Source organism: Pseudomonas sp. T1.Ur (assembly GCF_023516725.1).
Classification (GTDB): domain Bacteria; phylum Pseudomonadota; class Gammaproteobacteria; order Pseudomonadales; family Pseudomonadaceae; genus Aquipseudomonas; species Aquipseudomonas alvandae.
This window is the reverse complement of sequence record NZ_JAMGSN010000001.1, coordinates 3,273,731-3,291,508: the sequence shown is the minus strand read 5'-3', so window position 1 is coordinate 3,291,508 and position 17,778 is coordinate 3,273,731. Positions and strand designations below refer to the sequence as shown.

General features: G+C 61.6%; 15 protein-coding genes. 11 read left to right on the top strand and 4 right to left on the bottom strand.

From position 1 onward, the window contains the following. Window positions 1–303: 303 nt before the first annotated feature. The 5 genes from M8Q45_RS14560 to M8Q45_RS14540 all read left to right on the top strand — a co-directional run bounded on the left by M8Q45_RS14560 (window position 304) and on the right by M8Q45_RS14540 (window position 4,821). The gene (locus M8Q45_RS14560) at window positions 304–954 is read left to right on the top strand and encodes a hypothetical protein (RefSeq protein ID WP_249875326.1); all 651 of its coding nucleotides are present in this window, start codon (window positions 304–306) and stop codon (window positions 952–954) included. Next, the gene (locus M8Q45_RS14555; RefSeq protein WP_249875325.1) at window positions 954–1,385 is read left to right on the top strand and encodes a phage holin family protein; all 432 of its coding nucleotides are present in this window, start codon (window positions 954–956) and stop codon (window positions 1,383–1,385) included. Before M8Q45_RS14560 ends, M8Q45_RS14555 begins: the two co-directional genes overlap by 1 nt. After that, a complete protein-coding gene (locus M8Q45_RS14550; protein WP_249875324.1) occupies window positions 1,382–2,191 on the top strand; it encodes a DUF3618 domain-containing protein in 810 nt (269 codons plus the stop codon). Before M8Q45_RS14555 ends, M8Q45_RS14550 begins: the two co-directional genes overlap by 4 nt. A gap of 115 nt (window positions 2,192–2,306) precedes the next feature. Continuing rightward, window positions 2,307–3,713, top strand: coding sequence for a saccharopine dehydrogenase C-terminal domain-containing protein (locus M8Q45_RS14545; RefSeq protein ID WP_249875323.1), 1,407 nt, complete (start codon window positions 2,307–2,309; stop codon window positions 3,711–3,713). A gap of 88 nt (window positions 3,714–3,801) precedes the next feature. Next, window positions 3,802–4,821 carry a hypothetical protein gene (locus tag M8Q45_RS14540; RefSeq protein ID WP_249875322.1) on the top strand — a complete coding sequence of 340 codons (1,020 nt, stop codon included), beginning with the start codon at window positions 3,802–3,804 and terminating at the stop codon, window positions 4,819–4,821. A gap of 9 nt (window positions 4,822–4,830) precedes the next feature. Here M8Q45_RS14540 and M8Q45_RS14535 read toward each other — a convergent pair whose 3' ends face one another. Next, a complete protein-coding gene (locus M8Q45_RS14535) occupies window positions 4,831–5,025 on the bottom strand; it encodes a hypothetical protein (RefSeq protein ID WP_249875321.1) in 195 nt (64 codons plus the stop codon). Between the two features lie 317 nt (window positions 5,026–5,342). Between M8Q45_RS14535 and glsB the strand changes: the two genes are divergently transcribed. Next, complete coding sequence (gene glsB / locus M8Q45_RS14530) at window positions 5,343–6,251, top strand: glutaminase B (RefSeq protein WP_030137932.1); 909 nt, start codon at window positions 5,343–5,345, stop codon at window positions 6,249–6,251. Between the two features lie 507 nt (window positions 6,252–6,758). Continuing rightward, window positions 6,759–8,051, top strand: a complete 1,293-nt coding sequence (ltrA, locus tag M8Q45_RS14525) for a group II intron reverse transcriptase/maturase (RefSeq protein ID WP_249873897.1) — start codon at window positions 6,759–6,761, stop codon at window positions 8,049–8,051. Window positions 8,052–8,150: 99 nt separating this feature from the next. Here ltrA and M8Q45_RS14520 read toward each other — a convergent pair whose 3' ends face one another. Together M8Q45_RS14520 and M8Q45_RS14515 are read right to left on the bottom strand one after the other, a co-directional pair. Continuing rightward, complete coding sequence (locus tag M8Q45_RS14520) at window positions 8,151–8,480, bottom strand: hypothetical protein (RefSeq protein ID WP_249875320.1); 330 nt, start codon at window positions 8,478–8,480, stop codon at window positions 8,151–8,153. Window positions 8,481–9,206: 726 nt separating this feature from the next. Then, a complete protein-coding gene (locus M8Q45_RS14515) occupies window positions 9,207–11,144 on the bottom strand; it encodes a DNA topoisomerase III (protein ID WP_249875319.1) in 1,938 nt (645 codons plus the stop codon). 239 nt (window positions 11,145–11,383) lie between these two features. Between M8Q45_RS14515 and M8Q45_RS14510 the strand changes: the two genes are divergently transcribed. The 4 genes from M8Q45_RS14510 to M8Q45_RS14495 all read left to right on the top strand — a co-directional run bounded on the left by M8Q45_RS14510 (window position 11,384) and on the right by M8Q45_RS14495 (window position 15,949). After that, on the top strand, window positions 11,384–11,791 hold the full coding sequence (locus M8Q45_RS14510) for a response regulator (RefSeq protein WP_030137935.1): 408 nt from the start codon (window positions 11,384–11,386) through the stop codon (window positions 11,789–11,791). 105 nt (window positions 11,792–11,896) lie between these two features. Further along, complete coding sequence (locus tag M8Q45_RS14505) at window positions 11,897–12,418, top strand: sigma-70 family RNA polymerase sigma factor (protein ID WP_030137936.1); 522 nt, start codon at window positions 11,897–11,899, stop codon at window positions 12,416–12,418. Then, entirely contained in the window at window positions 12,415–13,368 is a 954-nt protein-coding gene (locus M8Q45_RS14500) for a FecR domain-containing protein (RefSeq protein WP_249875318.1), read from the top strand. Before M8Q45_RS14505 ends, M8Q45_RS14500 begins: the two co-directional genes overlap by 4 nt. A gap of 103 nt (window positions 13,369–13,471) precedes the next feature. Further along, complete coding sequence (locus M8Q45_RS14495; protein WP_249875317.1) at window positions 13,472–15,949, top strand: TonB-dependent siderophore receptor; 2,478 nt, start codon at window positions 13,472–13,474, stop codon at window positions 15,947–15,949. Between the two features lie 42 nt (window positions 15,950–15,991). Here M8Q45_RS14495 and M8Q45_RS14490 read toward each other — a convergent pair whose 3' ends face one another. Next, on the bottom strand, window positions 15,992–17,614 hold the full coding sequence (locus M8Q45_RS14490) for an MFS transporter (protein ID WP_249875316.1): 1,623 nt from the start codon (window positions 17,612–17,614) through the stop codon (window positions 15,992–15,994). Between the last annotated feature and the right edge of the window lie 164 nt (window positions 17,615–17,778).

The window sequence follows — 17,778 nt, the reverse complement described above, 5'->3', positions numbered from 1 at the left end:
TGAGACTCAAATGCCTGGGAAAAGATCGCAGCCTCGCTTCGCTCGGCAGCTCCTACCCACCCAGCGGGAGCAAGCTCCCCCGCCACGGGTTCATTGTTGGATCGGGCATTGGTGTTCAGCCAATGCCCGTTTTTTTTAGCGAAACCCAACCCAACGGCCCCTGCGACCACCCAGCGTCCAGCGTTCAAACTCGTTTGAACTCAGTTCCCGCGCGTCCCGTCATTTGTTCTGAGAGCACTTAATCGGGCATCGCACGGCGGTTGCCTGTTGTTGAGTTTTTCATCACGGAGGCGATGGACAGACATGACTATCCCGGACAATAACCCCGAGCGACAAAGCGACACTTCAGGCCGTGGGCGACCAGAAGAGTCGTTGCATAACATCAAGGATGACGTGAACGAAGCCATCGGCAGCGCCCGCGAACGGGCCGATGCGCATTTCGGCCAATACCGCGATACGGCGGCGGACCAGATCGATGCGCTGGCGCGTGGCGCCAAGTCCGCCATGTCGGAACTGGAAGCCAACGACACGCTTGGCGTGTCCCATTACCTGGCGGACATGGCCGACAGCATGAGCGGCCTGGCCAGCAAACTGCGCAACAAGAGTGCCGAGCAACTGCTGCACGACGGTTCTCGCCTGGCGCGGGAAAATCCTGGCTTGTTCCTCGCCGGCAGCATCGCGGTGGGGTTCGGGCTGTCGCGGTTTCTCAAGGCTGGCACCTCACCGGTTGCCACCGAGGTCGACGACCCAGCCGCCGGGCATTCGACTCCCCCCGCCGGCGGGTTCGGCGCCCAGTCGTTCGACCCCGTGCCTGACCCGATTGGTCCTGGCGCCGCCACGAGCAGCGGCCTGGCCACCGGCGTCACCCCGACTTCACCCAGCGTCCAGGACCATCCCAGTGATTTCGCCACCGGTTCGTTGCCGGACTCGGCCAATACCAGAGGAGAATTGTGATGAACCGACCAGACCCAGATATCCAGCGTTCCACCGGGACCTCGGTGCCCGAAAACGATGCTTCGGTCGTGGGGCTGCTTCGGCAACTGACCCACGAAGTCCCCTCGCTGTTTACCAAGGAACTGGCACTGGCCAAGGCGGAGTTCCAGGCCAGCCTCAACACGCTGAAAGCGGGCATCGCCGGGGTCGCCGGTGGCGCGATGGTGCTGATGGCCGGTTTCATCATCCTGCTGATGGCGGTGGTGTATGGCCTGAGCACGATGATGGCGCCGTGGCTGGCCGCGCTGATCGTCGGCGTCGTGGTGATGATCATCGGTTTTGTCATGGTGCAATCCGGCAAGAAACAATTCGAACCGTCCCATTTCAAGCCTGACCGAACGCTCGACGCCTTGAACAAGGATCAGGAAGCCCTGCGGAGGAAAGCCTCATGAAGGATGAATTCAAAACCGAATCGCAAAAGAGCCCTGAGACCATCGAGCGCGAGATCGATGAGCAGCGCGCCCATATCAGCGACATCGTCGATGCCCTGGGCAGCAAATTCACACCGGGGCAGATGCTCGACCAGGCGCTGGGCCTGGTGAAGGGCAATGGCGCGGAATTCTTCGGCAACCTGGGCACGACGGTGCGCAACAACCCGGTGCCGACCGTGCTCACCACGGTTGGCCTGTGTTGGTTGATGCTCGGCCAGAACCACCCGCCCCGGGTCGGTTATCGCGTCGGACCCGACCAGGACGGCAGCGGTTGGAGCGAGGGGCTTGCGAGTGGCTTGGGCAGTGCCAGGAATCATCTGCACGACACCACCGACTCCTTGCGCGAAGGCTTCCATCACCTCAAGGACAAGGCCTCGCACCTGGCTGCTGATTTGAGCGCCGGTGCTCGCCATGCCCGCAGCCGCGCGCATGAAACGGGAGACCGCATGACCCAGGGGTCCCATGACCTGGGCGATCAGTTCAGCCGCTTGCTCAAGGAACAACCGTTGATGATGGCGGCAGCGGGTATCGCCCTCGGGGCGATGCTGGGCGCGGCCTTGCCGAGTACTTCCACCGAGCAACGCGTGATGGGCAAGACCAGCGCCGGGCTGACCGACAAGGCCAGGCAAAAGGCCCGCGAGGGCTATGAAACGGTGCGCGACACGGTGAGCAAGACCACCGAGCATCGAGACGAACCAACCGTCACGCCGGCCCACGAACGGGCGCACTCCGGTGCGGACCTTTCCGGCGGGCTGGGTACTTCGTAGACGGACAGGGCGCGGCGCGGGATGGACCTTGCGTCGCGCCTGTCAGTATGGGCAGTAGCATCGATCGTCGTTCGGTTATTTCATGCGCGGTACACCGTTCCCAAGGAGGCGGCACATGAAACGTCAGGTCCCGTTCACCGGTCATCTGGTCTTCATCGGCTTCGGCTCCATCGCCCGGGCCACCTTGCCCCTGCTACTGGGGCAGGATCACATCAAGGTCGAGCAGATCACGGTGATCGCCCCGGTGATCGAGCAGAACATCTGGTTCAAGGAACGGGGCATCCGTTTTGTCCGCAAGGCGCTGACCGAGCACACCTTCGCGCAAATCCTCGATCGCTTCGTCAAGCCCGGCGACTTCATCGTCAACCTGTCGGTGGAAGTCAGTTCCCTGGCGGTCATCGCCTATGCATTCGACAAAGGCGCCTTGTACCTGGACACCTGCGTCGAGCCGTGGGCCGGCGGCTACAACGATCCACGGTTGGACCCGTCCCATCGCACCAATTACGCATTGCGCTACCAGGTGCTGGGGTTGCGCAAGACCCTGGGCAAAGGGCCGACCGCGGTGGTCGCCCACGGCGCCAACCCCGGCTTGATCACACATTTGCTCAAGGCCGGCCTGATGGAGCTGGCCTTGCAGCTGGAACATCCGTTACCCGAGACCCGTGATGGTGTCGACTGGGCCAGGTTGTGCATGGAACTGGGGATCAAGGTGATTCATTTTGCCGAGCGCGACACCCAGCGTTCCCACCGTCCCAAGGAGGATGATGAGTTCGTCAACACCTGGTCGGTGGAAGGTTTCATCAGCGAAGGCAGCCAACCTGCGGAGTTGGGTTGGGGCAGCCATGAACGTACGTGGCCGGCGTCCGCCCGGCGTCATCGGTTTGGCAGCCGTAACGCGATCTATCTGGAGCGGCCGAGTGCCGGCGTGCTGGTAAAAACCTGGACACCCCTGGGCGGCCCGTGCCTGGGCTTGATGATCACCCACCATGAAACCGCTTCGACGGCCGATCTGCTGACCGTCAAGGAACAACGTAAACGGGTCTATCGGCCGACCCTGCATTACGCCTATCACCCCTGCAATGACGCGTTGCTGTCGGTCCATGAATTGATCGGTCGAGGCTGGCAGGCGCAAACCCGGCAGCGCATCCTCAACGGTGAAATCGACAGCGGTGGGATCGATGCCCTGGGCGTGTTGTTCATGGGGCATGACTTGAATGCCTACTGGTTCGGCTCGCTGTTGAGCATCGACGAAGCCCGCGCCTTGGTGCCCTTCAACAACGCCACCAGCCTGCAAGTGGCGGCGGGGGTGCTGTCGGGGATCGTCTGGGCGATCGAGCATCCGGATCGCGGCATCGTCGAGCCCGAACAGATGGACCATGAGCGCGTGCTGGAAATCGCCCGGCCATACCTGGGCACGCTGGTGGGCCAGCGCACCGACTGGACACCCAGTGGCGCCAGCCCCAAGCCTACCGCGGAGGGCGCGGCGGAGGACTGGCAATTCGCGCATTTCACCCGGTTCTAACGGCTGCGACCCTCGCCACCGGGCACCGACCCGATTCCAGCGCCTATACTCAAATCCATGAATCCCTGGGTGCCCGGGTGGCGCAATCGTGCTGCGTTCGCTGATGCTGGCCATGATGCTCGTTCTGGCGGGGTGCGCCACGTCGCAGCGCGGCCAGCAGGTCGCCACGGCAGCGATTTCCCAGGACACCTGGCGGCAGGTCGACCAACTTATCCTCGCCGCGTCGAAAAGCGCTACCGAACAGGCCCAGGTTTATGCCCGCGGCTCGATGGAGCATTGGCGGGTGCTGGTGTATGAACGCACCGAGGCTGCATTCATTCCGTGGTTCAGCAGCTACTGGACCCAGGAATGGATGGCCGTGAAGGTCAGTTGGTATTCAGCCAGCGCCAAGGGCGAGGAGGATTCCCCGGCCAAGCGCCTGGCGGTGTACCTGCAGGAACAGTATCGCGAGCAAGTGCTGGAGCCGGTGGCGCTGGAAATCGATCCCGAAGCGATCAGGGCCAACGCAACACGTTATTACCTGCGCCTGCTGAATCAACAGATCCAGGTGATTGCCCAACGCCATCGCATCCCGGCGCAATTGATGAGCCGACGCTTGCATGGCATCAGGGCCATCGACCTCGGCCCGCCAGCGGCGCGCAATGCGTCGTTGTACGAGATGGTCCACACCGAACCGCTCGATACCCTGCCGGCCTATGCGGCGCTGATCGATCATGTCGACAAGGCCGCCGACACCGGTTCAGGTCCGTCGGACGCGGTGATCGCCACGGTGGCGCAACGCACCAGTGAAAAAATCGAAGCGCAATTTGCCACGCGAGGGGCGACCGGTGCGGCCGCCGCCGTGGCCGGAAAAGCCGCGGGGGCGCTGATTTCAGTGGGAGTGGCGGGCATCCGCGCGATGATCCATGAGGGCGAGCGACCGGAAATGGAAGCGCAAATTCGCAAGAGCCTGAGCACCGCGTTTGACGAAGCCTGGTTCAAATCCCTCAAGCATCCCCTCAGCGGGGTGATGGCCGCGGTCTATTACCTGGCCGGGGAAATCGACAGCAACCTGGTGGAAGCGGACCTCGACAACCGGCCGGCGGAGTTGCCTGCCATTGCGCCTTGACCCGTATTGCTAGTCAGACCCCAGCGTGACGCGGCAACCCTTGCGATGGCGGATCTGTTCGTCCGTGGGGCGTTCCTTGATGAATTCGAAGCGCGGCTCGCCCTCGCTGTAGATCACCAGCCACCCCCATTCCAATTCGCTTTCATCCTGCCCAGGCTGGGGCGGCGCGGCCCACCAGGGTTCCTTTTGCATGATCTGGCGCATCGTGTACCTCCTGCCGGTTGATCATTGACTATAGACCGCCGGATTTCGCGACTAGCGCCCGCGCCACTTTTTGAAATCCCTGGACGGACGCTTTTGTGGCCAGGGAGCTTGCTCCCGCTGGGCTGCGCAGGGGCCCCTCATCCAATCGCTCGGTCTGTCCGGTTGCGGCGACCAGCAAGGGGGCTGTTCCACAGCCCAGCGGGAGCAAGCTCCCTCGCCACGTTTTTTTTGGCCAACCCAGTGTGCTCTGATTCGCCTGACCAGCGTCTAGCGTCTGTATCCCCGCACTCGAACGGGGAATGACGGGACCCCTGCGCATGCAAGCACTGTTGAACGAGATCCTCGATGCGGTTCGCCCCCTGATCGGTCAGGGCAAGGTGGCCAACTACATTCCCGCCCTCGGCACGGTGGCGGCCAATCAGTTGGGCATTGCCGTGTATAGCAATGATGGCGAGATGTATTGTGCGGGCGACGCCGCAACGCCGTTCTCGGTGCAGAGTATTTCCAAGGTGTTCAGCCTGGTGCAGGCGATCGAGCATTCCGGCGAGGCCATCTGGGAGCGCCTGGGCCATGAGCCGTCCGGCCAGCCCTTCAACTCCCTGGTACAGCTGGAATTCGAGCGCGGTCGGCCGCGCAATCCGTTCATCAATGCTGGCGCGCTGGTGATCTGCGACATCAACCAATCGCGCTTCGCCGCTCCGGCATTGTCGATGCGCGATTTCGTCCGACGGCTGTCGGGCAATCCCCAGGTGATGGTCGACGGCAAGGTCGCCGAGTCGGAATACCAGCACCGGGCCCGCAACGCGGCGATGGCCTACCTGATGCAGTCCTTCGGCAACTTCCATAACGATGTGGAAGCGGTGCTGCGCAGCTACTTCAGCCATTGCGCGCTGCGAATGAACTGCATCGACCTGGCGCGTGCGTTCTGTTTCCTCGCCAATGACGGTTTCTGCAAGCACAGCGGCGAGCAGATCCTCAGCGCTCGCCAGACCCAGCAAGTCAATTCCATCATGGCCACCAGCGGGCTGTACGACGAGGCGGGCAACTTCGCCTACCGTGTCGGCCTGCCGGGCAAGAGCGGTGTGGGCGGCGGGATCGTCGCCGTGGTGCCAGGGCAGTTCACGGTCTGCGTCTGGTCGCCGGAGCTCAACGCGGCCGGCAACTCCCTGGCCGGCATGGCGGCGCTGGAATTGCTCAGCCAGCGGATTGGCTGGTCGGTGTTCTAGTTTCCCGTAGCACAAAAAAGGGCCCGCTCCTGACTCAGGAGCGGGCCCTTTTTGTGGTGCGCCCAGCATGGGCGCAATCTTGTGGGTGAAAGTCCCACCGTGAGCTGACCACAGCGAACGAAGTGAAGCGCAACTGCATGAGGGCGACCGAGTGTGGGGAGGAAGCGTGAATCGAAACCGCGAGCCGATGAACAAGAACTGGATATAAGGCGATGCTGACCAGGGCGAGCGAGCTGCAAATCGCGAAGCTCTTGTGGTCAAAGGGCGGCAGCGTAAATTCGGCGGTTGTGCGGGGAAGGATTGCGTTCTTACCTGGGGAGATCTCGCCTTGTGCCTGAAAGGGCGACGGTGAAAAAAACCGGAGCGAGAAGTCAGCAGAGGCCGTAGTAGTCTTTTTTGACGAAGGGCCGAACGAGAGAAAGCGTTATAGGCCATGTTGATGCGAGAAACCGGAAGTCAGAAGCCTGCCAAACGCGGGGCGGATGTGAGGACGCGAGCGGTGAAGCCGTGAGAAGCCCCATCAGCGACGAGGTCAATTGCCCGCAAAATGAAACCGACAACGCAGGGCAAGGGCTGCTGGAACGGGCCTTTGCGAGAGCAAACCTGAAACGAGCCTGGAAACGAGTCAGGGCTAACAAAGGGGCGGCAGGAGTCGACGGTTTGGACATTGAACAGACCGCGAAACTTTTGCAGACCCGATGGCCTGTGATCTGTGAACAGCTTCTCTCAGGCGTCTACCGGCCCAGTCCGGTACGACGCGCGGTCATCCCCAAGCCTGACGGCGGCGAACGCGAGTTGGGCATTCCAACGGTCACCGACCGGTTGATCCAACAAGCATTGCTGCAAGTCCTGCAGCCACTGCTCGATCCAACCTTCAGTGAACACAGCTACGGTTTTCGTCCGGGGCGCAGTGCGCAGGACGCCATTTTGGCGGCTCAGCGACATGTGTCTTCGGGACGCAAAGTGGTAGTGGATGTTGATTTGGAGAAGTTCTTCGACCGGGTCGACCACGACATTTTGATTGATCGTTTATGCAAGCGGATTGCGGATCGGGCGGCTATCCGGCTGATTCGGGCGTATCTGGATGCGGGAACGCAGATCAATGGAGTAGTCGAGAAAAGCCGCTGCGGGGCGCCGCAAGGCGGTCCGCTGTCGCCGCTGTTGGCGAATGTGCTGCTGGACGAAGTGGATCGAGAGCTTGAACGTCGGGGCCATTGTTTCGTGCGTTATGCCGATGATGCGAATGTGTACGTTCGCAGCAAGAAGGCTGGGCAGCGAGTGATGGTCCTGCTGAAGCGTCTGTATGAAAAACTGCACTTGAGTGTCAACGAGAGCAAGAGTGCGGTGGCGAGTGCATTTGGTCGCAAGTTTCTGGGCTATGCCTTTTGGGCGTCACCCAAAGGCGTCAAGAGAGCGGTGTCGGTCAAGGCGCGCAAGCAGTTCAAGCAGCGAATACGCGTGCTCACCCGTCGCTCAGGGGGACGCAGCATGGGGCAGGTTGTCGAAAACTTACGTCCTTATCTCTTGGGCTGGAAAGCTTATTTTGGGTTATCGCAAACACCGAAGGTCTGGCGAGAGCTGGACGAATGGATACGACACCGACTGCGAGCGATCCAGCTTAAGCAATGGAGGCGTGGACCGACGATCTATCGCGAACTGCGGGCTCTGGGGGCCAGTGCTCAAACCGCACGGAAAGTGGCGGCTAACTCATGTAGTTGGTGGCGTAACAGCCGCTTTGAGCTTAATCGAGTGCTGGATGTGGCCTGGTTCGACAGGCTGGGTCTGGTGCGACTCTCATAACCTCAATCTCTCGAACCGCCCGGTGCGGACCCGCATGCCGGGTGGTGTGGCAGGGGAGCGGCCTGTGAAAAGGCCGACCCCTATGCCGATTGTGGGATATCAGCAGAGGCGGTCGATGACCCGGACCTCGGAAGAGTGTTGTACCGATTGCCAGGCCTGGGTCAGCGTTTGCAGCACGCGGCCCATGAAGTCTTTGTCGGCGGCGGCTTTCTTGCCGACGTAGCCCTGGCCACGGCGGTACATCTTCAGCCGGGCACACAAGTCTTGCTGGTGCTTTTCGAATTCCTCTTCCTGGGTAAAAGGCGAGAGGCAGTCCATATGGACCTGGCCGGTCTTGCTGATCCACAGGATATGGCTATCCAGGCTGTCCTTGTGTGCTGCGAACATGCGAGCCAGTTCATCAATAGATGGTTGGTTGTTCAGATTCATGTGTAAGCCCCTTGACCATTTGGTTGATCTGTCTGGTGGTTCGCAAAACTTCGCTGTTCGGTAAGTGCCTGCCTGATACCGAAATCAGGCCGTCAGCGTTCGTCCGCCGGACTTCAGCGGGTTCGTGCATCGGTTGTGTAGTGTTAATCGAAGGGCTGCTACGCAAATGCGCTACAACGAGGAGAAACAGCGAAGAATCTTCAGGCCAGTGTCGACTTTAGAGGGTCGAGCCCATGCGTCATGAGGATTGATCGCCAGCGTTTCTCGTCCTTGTCACCGGACGGTCATGCCAGGTCAGCACCTTCAATCTGCCTTGTGGGCAGTCCCTTATCGAAAAAAACAGCTCGGCGGTCAGACGAGCTTGCTCAAACATTTGCCAGTACTCCCGATCGGGGAGACGTCTGCATCATGCAAGGCGAAATCGGAGGCGTCAACGGTTTTGTAGTGATTATTTTTGGTCACTACATATTGTCGGACAAAATGATTTGGGTATGAAAAAAGGCGGTGGATGATGATCCGTGGCGAGGGAGCTTGCTCCCGCTGGCCTGCGCTGTAGGAGCTGCCGAGCGAAGCGAGGCTGCGATCTTTCTGAGGACACTTGAATCTCGAATGAAAAATCAAAAGTTCGAAAGATCAAAAGATCAGAAGATCAGAAGATCAGAAGATCGCAGGCTTCGCCAGCTCCTACAGAGCAGCCCAGCGTGAGCCAGGGATCTCATTTGACAGTCAGGTGGCCTTGGCCTTGCGCGGCGCGCCACCAGCCTTGCGCTTGGCCGGCTTGCGTTTTTTCTTCCATGGCGCCGCCCCGCGCCCGGCGGGGCTGGCGGGGCCGTTGATGGTCAGGCTCATGCCTTGGCAGCGGGCCACATGCTTGCTCATCCAGGCGGCTTGCCGCGTGACGAATTCTTCCAGGCTCATCTCGCCGCTTTGCACCATGTCCAGCGCTTGCTCCCAAATGGCGGTGGTGCCGGGATCGGCGATCGCCCGCGGCACCGCGTCGATCAGGCTGAAGGCCGCCGGTGTGGCGGACAGGGCCTTGCCGTTTTTCACCAGGTAGCCACGGTCGAGCAAGCCCTGGATGATCGAGGCCCGGGTCGCTTCGGTGCCGATGCCGGTGGTGTCCTTGAGTTTCTGCTTGAGCAGCGGGTCCTCCACCAGCTTGGCGACGTTTTTCATCGCCTTGATCAGGTCGCCTTCGGTGAATGGCTTGGGCGGCTGGGTCCAGAGGTCCTTGGGTTTCACCTCGTCCACCGCGCAATCGTGACCTTCGGCCAGTGCCGGCAGGGCTTGCGGTGCCGGTGCTTCGCGGCCTCGTGCGGGCGCCAGGGCTTCGGGCAGGGCGCGTTTCCAGCCGGGCTCGACGATCTGCTTGCCCACCGCACGCAGGTCCTGCCCGGCGCAGTCGAAGTCGGCCTGGGTCCGGTCGTATTCATGGTTGGGCAGGAACTGCGCCAGGTAACGTGCGCGAATCAGCGTGTAGACGGCGCGTTGCTTGCCGGCGAGCTTGTCGAGGTTCTTCGCCGCCGCCGTGGGAATGATGCCGTGGTGCGCACTGACCTTGGCGTCGTTCCAGGCCCGGGATTTGCGCTGCGGCTGCAGGTGATCGCGCAGCGGGGCGAGCCCCGGGTCGGCCTGGGCGAGGGCGGCCAGGATGGCAGGCGCCTCGCTGTGCTGGCTCAAGGGCAGGAAGCCGCAGTCACTGCGCGGATAGGTGATGAGCTTGTAGGTTTCGTAGAGCGATTGGGCGATGTCCAGGGTCTCCTGGGCGCCAAGGCCGAGCTTCTTCGAACAGACTTCCTGCAGGGTGCCCAGGTCGAACGGCAACGGTGCCGCCTCGCGCAGGCGTTCGGTGCGCACCTTGACCACCCGGGCGGTGGCGGCGTTGGCCATGGCCTGGGCGGCCTCTCGGGCCAGGGCCTGGTTCAGGCAGCGTTCCTGGTCGTCGCAGGCATCCGGGTCGGCGCGCCACTGGGTGATGAACGCCGTGCCGGCATGGCTCAGTTGGACATCGATGGCCCAGTAGGCGACCGGGACGAAATCGGCGATGCTGCGGTCGCGATCCACCACCAGCCGCAGGGTCGGTGTTTGCACGCGGCCCACCGGCAGGACGCCCTGATAGCCGGACTGGCGTCCCAGCAATGTGAACAGGCGACTCATGTTCATGCCGATCAGCCAGTCGGCCCGGGAGCGACCGAGGGCCGAATGGTACAGGTTGAAGGTTTCCGCCCCCGGCTTGAGGGCGGCGAGGGCCTTGCGGATCGACGCTTCGTCCAGGGCCGACAGCCACAATCGTTGGATGGGCCCGCGATAGCGGCAATGCTCCACCAGCTCCCGGGCGATCATTTCGCCCTCGCGGTCGGCATCCGTGGCGATCACCAGTTCCTTTGCTTCACCCAACAGGCGCTTGACCGCTTTGTACTGGCTGGCGGTCTTCGGCTTGACTGTCATCTTCCATTGGACCGGCACGATGGGCAGGTCGGCCAGCACCCAGCGCTTGTAGCGGGCGTCGTAGGCGTCGGGCGGGGCGGTTTCCAGCAGATGGCCGATGCACCAGGTGACCGTGACGTTCGCGCCCAGCCAGCAGCCATCGCCGCGCCGGGTGGCGCCCAGCACGGCGGCGATGTCCTTGGCCTGGGACGGTTTTTCACACAGGTACAACCGCATAACGCCTCTTCCGAGCAGGTTTCATGGGGCGCTAGCATGGTCAGGGATCGGCGCCGGGGCAAGCTTTATCTGTATGGATATACAGATAAGGCGTTGCGCTGCGTTGCGACGGCCCGCCAGGCGCGACGCCCGGCGCCTGTGTGGACAAGCAGAATGAATTTATCGCCAGGGCATCGCTCATAACTTGCAGAGCGGGTGAAACCGCAAGGCAAGTTAATGGAATCAGGGAGAGTCACTTCATGAATTCGATGCCGAAGGGCAACGGACAGGCGACCACACGTTTGATTCTCGTTGTTGAGGATGACCCGACCATCCTGGAGTTTCTCTGTGAAATCCTGGAGGACGAAGGTTTTGTCGTTGAGCCTCGGGAAAGCGCCGATTCGGCGTTGACCTTTCTTGAGGAAAGCGCCGACTACGTGGACCTGCTACTCACCGACATCACCATGCCCGGGGCAATGGACGGAGCGGACCTGGCGAACCTGACCGGGGATCGCTGGCCGCAGATTCCGCTGCTGATCATGTCCGGCTACGAGACGCCGGAAAGCGCCGGGATCAAGCACCATGCCTCGTTCATCGCCAAGCCGTGGGCGCTGGGGCAGATGCTGGATCTGGTGGAGAGCACGGTGAAAAGCCATTCAGTGCACTGACGCAGGGCGACAGGGCAGGAACCGTCCGCGCAGGTTTGGGTTGCAAAGCGGCGGTTGCTGCGATGACAATGCGATTCATTATCAGTCGCGAATTATTCCATTGTCATGTCCGCCAACGATCTGTTCTTACGCAGTGCCGTCAACGATTTGTATTGCGACCATCACGGCTGGCTTCAAGGCTGGCTGCGCAAACGCCTTGGTAACACGTTCGATGCGGCTGATCTGGCCCAGGATACGTTCGTTCGCGTGATCAAGGCGCGCTCGGCCCTGGATATACGCGAGCCGCGACCCTATCTGTCGATGATCGCCAAAGGCTTGCTGGTTGACCTTTTTCGCCGCCGCTCCCTTGAGCAATCGTACCTGGATGCGCTGGCCGCCATGCCTGAACGGCAGCAGCCGTCGCTGGAAGAGCAGGCGATTCTGTTCCAGGCCCTCATGGAAATCGATCGACTGCTTCAAGGGCTGGGACCGCGGGTCAAGCAGGTGTTCATCCTGTCGCAATTCAACGGCCTGACGTACCCGCAGATCGCCGAGCGCCTGGGTGTCAGCGTGCGCACGGTCAATAACCATATGGCCAAGGCCATGGAACACTGCTGCCTGATGCAGATCCAGTTGCAGCTTGCATGAGCCTGTCGCCCGAGCAACTACAAGCCATTCGTGCCGCGGCGCAATGGTACGCCCGGCTGCACTCCGGTACCGCGGCTGACGCGGATCGGGCCGGATGGCGGGCCTGGTTGGCCGCGGATCCGTTGCATGATCAGGCGTGGCAACGCATGGCGGCGGTGTCCGAACAAATGGCCAGCGTGCCGGGCGCATTGGCCGCCCCGACCTTGAGCGAACCTCTTGGCCGTTCGCGACGGCAAGTGTTGCGAAGCGCCTTGCTGCTCACGACCACCGGTTGCCTGGGGTGGTTGGGCTGGCGAAGCGAGACCGCGCAGAACTTGCGTTGCGATTACCGGACCGGCATCGGCGAACGGCGAGCGTTCCAATTGGCGGACGGCAGCACCGTATTGCTCAACACCGACACGTCGATCGACGTTCGTTTCGATGGCAAACAACGCGTTATACGGCTGCTGTGGGGCGAGATTATCGTCACGACTGCAGTCGATCCTTCGCAGCGCCCCTTCAAGGTCGTCACTGAGCAAGTCGAAGTGTTGGCCTTGGGAACCCGTTTTATCGTCCGCGCCCAGGCCCGGCGTGGCGAGGTGGCAGTGCTTGAAAAGGCCGTCGAGGTCAGTTTGCGCACTGGCGGACCCGCGATGCGGGTCGATGCCGGCAACCAGCTGGATTTCAGCGACCAGGCGCTGGGCAGGCCAAGGGCCAACGACGTGTCGGTCGGCGCCTGGCAACAGGGCAGCATCATTGCCATCGACCGTCGATTGGATGCCTTGTTGGCAGAGCTGTCGCGCTATCGCGTGGGAATACTGCGTTGCGACCCGGCTATCGGCGATTCGAAAGTTTCAGGCGTTTTTCCCATCGACAATACCGACCTTGCCCTTGCGGCGCTGGAAAGCGGTTTCCCATTGCGGGTGACTCGATACAGCCGGTTCTGGGTTCAGGTGTCACATAGCGGTTAACCTCGATCCCCCCGCATCATTCAATAAAAAATGTTTTGCACTTTTTGTCGGCATCGTTCGGCTCATCCCTCAGTGAATTTCTTGACTGTGGGGGAGGGGACGCATGTCTCGCGTGAACGCGCCAGGTCGTCTGGCGATTGCAATGAAAATCGGATTGTTGGCTGTTACGTCCTCCAGTGCCTGGACGGTGCAGGCGAGCACCCCTCCAGGAGCTTCGGGCCAGCAACGCTCGGTGCAGGCTTACACTATTGGCGCTGGCACCCTCATGGATGTGTTGACGCGCTTCGCCAGCCAGGCCGGTGTTGCAATCTCGTTCGATGCCGCTCAACTCCAAGGGTTACAGTCGCCAGGCTTGAACGGGTCCTTTGGCGTGGCCGACGGCTTCGCTCGCATCCTGGGCGATAGCGGCCTGCAAGCCGAGCTCCAGGTCAGCGGGACCTATCGGCTTCGTGCTGCGCCTTCTCGCGGTTCGGTCATGGAATTGGGCACCACCACCATCGACGGACAACTGCTCACGGCGACCACCGAAGATAGCGGCTCCTACACCACCGGAGCGGTCACCATCGGCAAAGGCGAACACACGCTGCGCGAGACGCCGCAATCGGTCACGGTAATCACCCGCAAGATGCTCGACGACCAGAACCTGAACACCATCGATCAGGTCATGGAAAAAACGCCCGGCATCACCGTCTACGATTCGACCATGGGCGGCAAGTATTTCTATTCCCGCGGGTTCCGGATGTCGGGCCAATACCAGTACGACGGTGTTCCGCTGGACATGGGCAACAGCTATGTCCAGGCCGACAGCTTCAGCAGTGACATGGCCTATTACGACCGGGTCGAAGTCCTGCGCGGCGCCGCCGGGATGATGAAGGGTTCCGGTGGTACTTCAGGTGGCGTCAATTTCGTTCGCAAGCGCGGCCAGGCCACGCCCCAGACTGAACTCAGCCTCTCGGGTGGCACTTGGGACAACTACCGCGGGCAAGTCGATACAGGCGGCCCCCTGAACGACGCCGGCACCGTGCGGGGCAGGGCGGTGATCGCCGAGCAGAGCCGGCATTATTTCTACGACGATGCCCAGCGCAAGGATCAGGTCTACTACGGCGCCCTGGACGTTGACCTGACGCCCGACACGACGCTCGGCCTGGGCGTGGCCTATGAGGACGTCGATGCGAGCCCGTGCTGGGGTGGGCTTCCACGCTACCGGGATGGCAGCGATTTGAAACTCAGTCGTTCCACATGCCTGGACCCGTCGTGGAATACCTGGCGCAGCCAGCGGACCACAGTGTTCGGCGACCTGCGGCATCAGCTCAACGACGACTGGGCCGTGAAGGTCGCGGGGGTCTATACGAAAAATACCCAGGACATCAAATACGCGTTTGCATCAGGCTCGGTGGCACCCGGTTCCTCGACCACCAATCTGCTCGGCAGCCTGTACGACTATGATCAGGTCGATTACGGTCTCGACGCCTACTTGGACGGCAAGTTCGACGCCTTCGGCCAGCGTCATGAGCTGATCTTCGGCGTCAATGCCAGTCGTTCGGACAAAGACGACTTCTACTCGGTCGCCTTGTTGCCACAGAAGCAGGATGTATTCGATCCGGACCGGCACATTCCCGAGCCGGACGACAGCTACTTCATCGAAAACTCGACGCGAGGTGGTCCGGTCAAGACGGTCACCGAGCAGCACGGCGTGTATTCGACGCTGCGCCTGAAGTTGGCGGACCCGTTGACCTTCGTAGTGGGAAGCCGGGTGAGCTGGTACAGCTCCAAGAGTGACTCGGTATTTCTCACGGGCGGTACGGAACACGCCAGGAGCACCGAGACCGGCCAGGTCACGCCGTTTACCGGCGTGTTGCTGGACCTCAACGAACACCTGACCGCGTACGCCAGTTACTCGGACATCTTCACGCCCCAAGGCAATTACCGCTCGCAAAGTGGTTCGGCGCTCAAGCCGTTGATGGGCGAGAGTTATGAATTGGGGATCAAGGGCGAATGGTTCGAGGGCCGCTTGAACACCGCTTTCAACCTGTTCCGCACGGTGCAGAAAGACCAGGCCCAGACCGACTACAACTCAAGCTGTGCGTCGTCGGATGGCTACTGCTACGAGAACGCCGGCAAAGTCCGCGCCCAGGGTTTCGAAGCCGAGATCAGCGGTGAGGTTATCGAGCGCCTGCAACTGCTGGCCGGCTACACCTACACCCAGACCAAGACGCTCGACGACATTGACGCCAGCCTCAACGGTGGTTCGTTCAACAGCTACGTGCCGCGCCATGTGCTACGCCTGTGGGGCGACTACGCCCTCGGCGGGGCATTGGAACGGTTCAGCGTCGGCGCCGGGGTCAATGCCCAAAGCGATAACTTCCGCGTATCGCCGGTCAGCAGCGAGAAGATCACCCAGGCCGGTTATGCCGTGTGGAACGGTCGCGTTGGCTACCGCATCGATGACACCTGGTCAGTGGCGCTCAACGGCAACAACCTGTTCGACAAGCGTTACTACACCACCATCGGGACGGAGAGCTTCGGTAACTATTACGGTGAACCCCGCAACTTCACCGCGACGGTAAAGGCACGCTTTTGAAGCCCGTGGCGAGGGACGTTCATTCCCTCGCCACACTCGGGTTCAGTTAGTGTCCAGATCCACGTTCCGCGTTTCCCGCAGGCAGATCATCCCGACCACCAGGCTCACGCCGGTAATCACCACCGGGTACCACAGCCCGTAGAAGATATCCCCGGTATAGACCACCAGGGCAAACGAGACCGTGGGCAGGAAACCGCCGAACCAGCCATTGCCGATGTGGTAGGGCAGGGACATGGAGGTGTAGCGGATCCGGGTCGGGAACAACTCGACCATCAGCGCCGCCAGCGGGCCGTAGCACATGGCCGAGATGATGATCAGGGCCACGATCAGGGCGACGATCATTGGCCGGTTGATCTGCTGGGCATCGGCTTTTTGCGGATAGCCCGCCAAGGTCACTGCGCCGCGCAGGGCGGCCTCGTCGTAGCCTTCGAGCTTCACGTCGCCGACATTCACTTGCACCGGGCTGCCGGCCGGTGCCGCGACGCTGCTGTAGGGCAGGCCTTGCTTGACCAGGAAGGTCTTGACCTTGTCGCACGGGCTGTCGAATCGCGCCTTGCCCACCGGGTCGAACTGGAAGGTGCAGGTGGCCGGGTCGGCGATCACGCTGATCGGCGCTTGGCGGCTGGCCTGGTCGATGGCCGGGTTGGCGTAGTGGGCGAGGGTCTTGAAGATCGGAAAGTAAAGCGCGGTTGCCAGCAGCAGGCCGATCATCAGCACCGGTTTGCGTCCGACCTTGTCCGACAGCCAACCGAAAAAGATGAAGAACGGTGCGCCGATCACCACGCTGACAATCAGCAGGCTGTTGGCCAGGGCCGGGTCCATCTTGAGGAATTGGGTGAGGAAGAACAGCACGTAGAACTGCGCGGCGTAGAACGTCACCGCTTGCCCGGCGTTGATGCTGAACAGGGCGATCAGCACCACCTTCAGGTTCTCCCATTTGCCGAACGATTCGCGGATCGGTGCCTTGCAGCACTTGCCTTCTTCTTTCATTTTCAGAAAGGCCGGCGACTCGTGGAGGCTCAGGCGGATCCAAGTGGAAATGCCCAGCAGCAGGATCGACAGCAGGAACGGAATGCGCCAGCCCCAGACCTCGAACTGATCGCCGGTAAAGTAGCGGCAGCCCAGCACCACCAGCAGCGACAGCAACAGCCCGAGGGTGGCGGTGGACTGAATCCAACTGGTGTGGAAACCGCGCTTGCCGATGGGGGCGTGCTCGGCGACATAAGTCGCGGCGCCGCCGTATTCGCCGCCCAGGGCCAGGCCTTGGAGCATGCGCAGCACCACGAGGATGATCGGCGCGGCGATGCCGATGCTGGCGTAGTTGGGCAGCAGGCCGACGCAGAAAGTGGCCAGGCCCATGAGCACGATGGTTGCCAGGAACGTGTACTTGCGCCCGATCATGTCACCCAGCCGCCCGAACACCAGCGCACCGAACGGCCGCACGATGAAACCGGCGGCGAAGGCCATCAGGGCGAAAATGAACGCCGTGGTGTCGTTCACCCCGGCGAAGAACTGTTTACTGATGACCGCCGCGAGGGCGCCGTAGAGGAAAAAGTCGTACCACTCGAATACCGTCCCGAGGGACGAGGCGAAGATGACTTTCTGGGTTTCCTGGCTGGCGCCGGCGCTGCGCGTGGCTTCCAGGGGCTGAACATGTTCAGACATAGCGGTATCCCTCACAGTGATTGTTTTTGTTGTTCCACTGCGACGCCGGGTGAGGCGTCTCCTGATTTGACGCACGTTCCTTGAATCGACTCATGCCCCCTGTGGGAGCGAGCTTGCTCGCGATAGCGGTTTGTCTGACGCCTAGGTATCGAGGTGCCGCCGTC

Coding starts and splice junctions, on each gene's coding strand:
- M8Q45_RS14560 (WP_249875326.1), top strand. CDS start 304: ATGACTATCCCGGACAATAACCCCGAGCGACAAAGCGACACTTCAGGC.
- M8Q45_RS14555 (WP_249875325.1), top strand. CDS start 954: ATGAACCGACCAGACCCAGATATCCAGCGTTCCACCGGGACCTCGGTG.
- M8Q45_RS14550 (WP_249875324.1), top strand. CDS start 1,382: ATGAAGGATGAATTCAAAACCGAATCGCAAAAGAGCCCTGAGACCATC.
- M8Q45_RS14545 (WP_249875323.1), top strand. CDS start 2,307: ATGAAACGTCAGGTCCCGTTCACCGGTCATCTGGTCTTCATCGGCTTC.
- M8Q45_RS14535 (WP_249875321.1), bottom strand. CDS start 5,025: ATGCGCCAGATCATGCAAAAGGAACCCTGGTGGGCCGCGCCGCCCCAG.
- glsB (WP_030137932.1), top strand. CDS start 5,343: ATGCAAGCACTGTTGAACGAGATCCTCGATGCGGTTCGCCCCCTGATC.
- M8Q45_RS14520 (WP_249875320.1), bottom strand. CDS start 8,480: ATGAATCTGAACAACCAACCATCTATTGATGAACTGGCTCGCATGTTC.
- M8Q45_RS14515 (WP_249875319.1), bottom strand. CDS start 11,144: ATGCGGTTGTACCTGTGTGAAAAACCGTCCCAGGCCAAGGACATCGCC.
- M8Q45_RS14510 (WP_030137935.1), top strand. CDS start 11,384: ATGAATTCGATGCCGAAGGGCAACGGACAGGCGACCACACGTTTGATT.
- M8Q45_RS14505 (WP_030137936.1), top strand. CDS start 11,897: ATGTCCGCCAACGATCTGTTCTTACGCAGTGCCGTCAACGATTTGTAT.
- M8Q45_RS14500 (WP_249875318.1), top strand. CDS start 12,415: ATGAGCCTGTCGCCCGAGCAACTACAAGCCATTCGTGCCGCGGCGCAA.
- M8Q45_RS14495 (WP_249875317.1), top strand. CDS start 13,472: ATGTCTCGCGTGAACGCGCCAGGTCGTCTGGCGATTGCAATGAAAATC.
- M8Q45_RS14490 (WP_249875316.1), bottom strand. CDS start 17,614: ATGTCTGAACATGTTCAGCCCCTGGAAGCCACGCGCAGCGCCGGCGCC.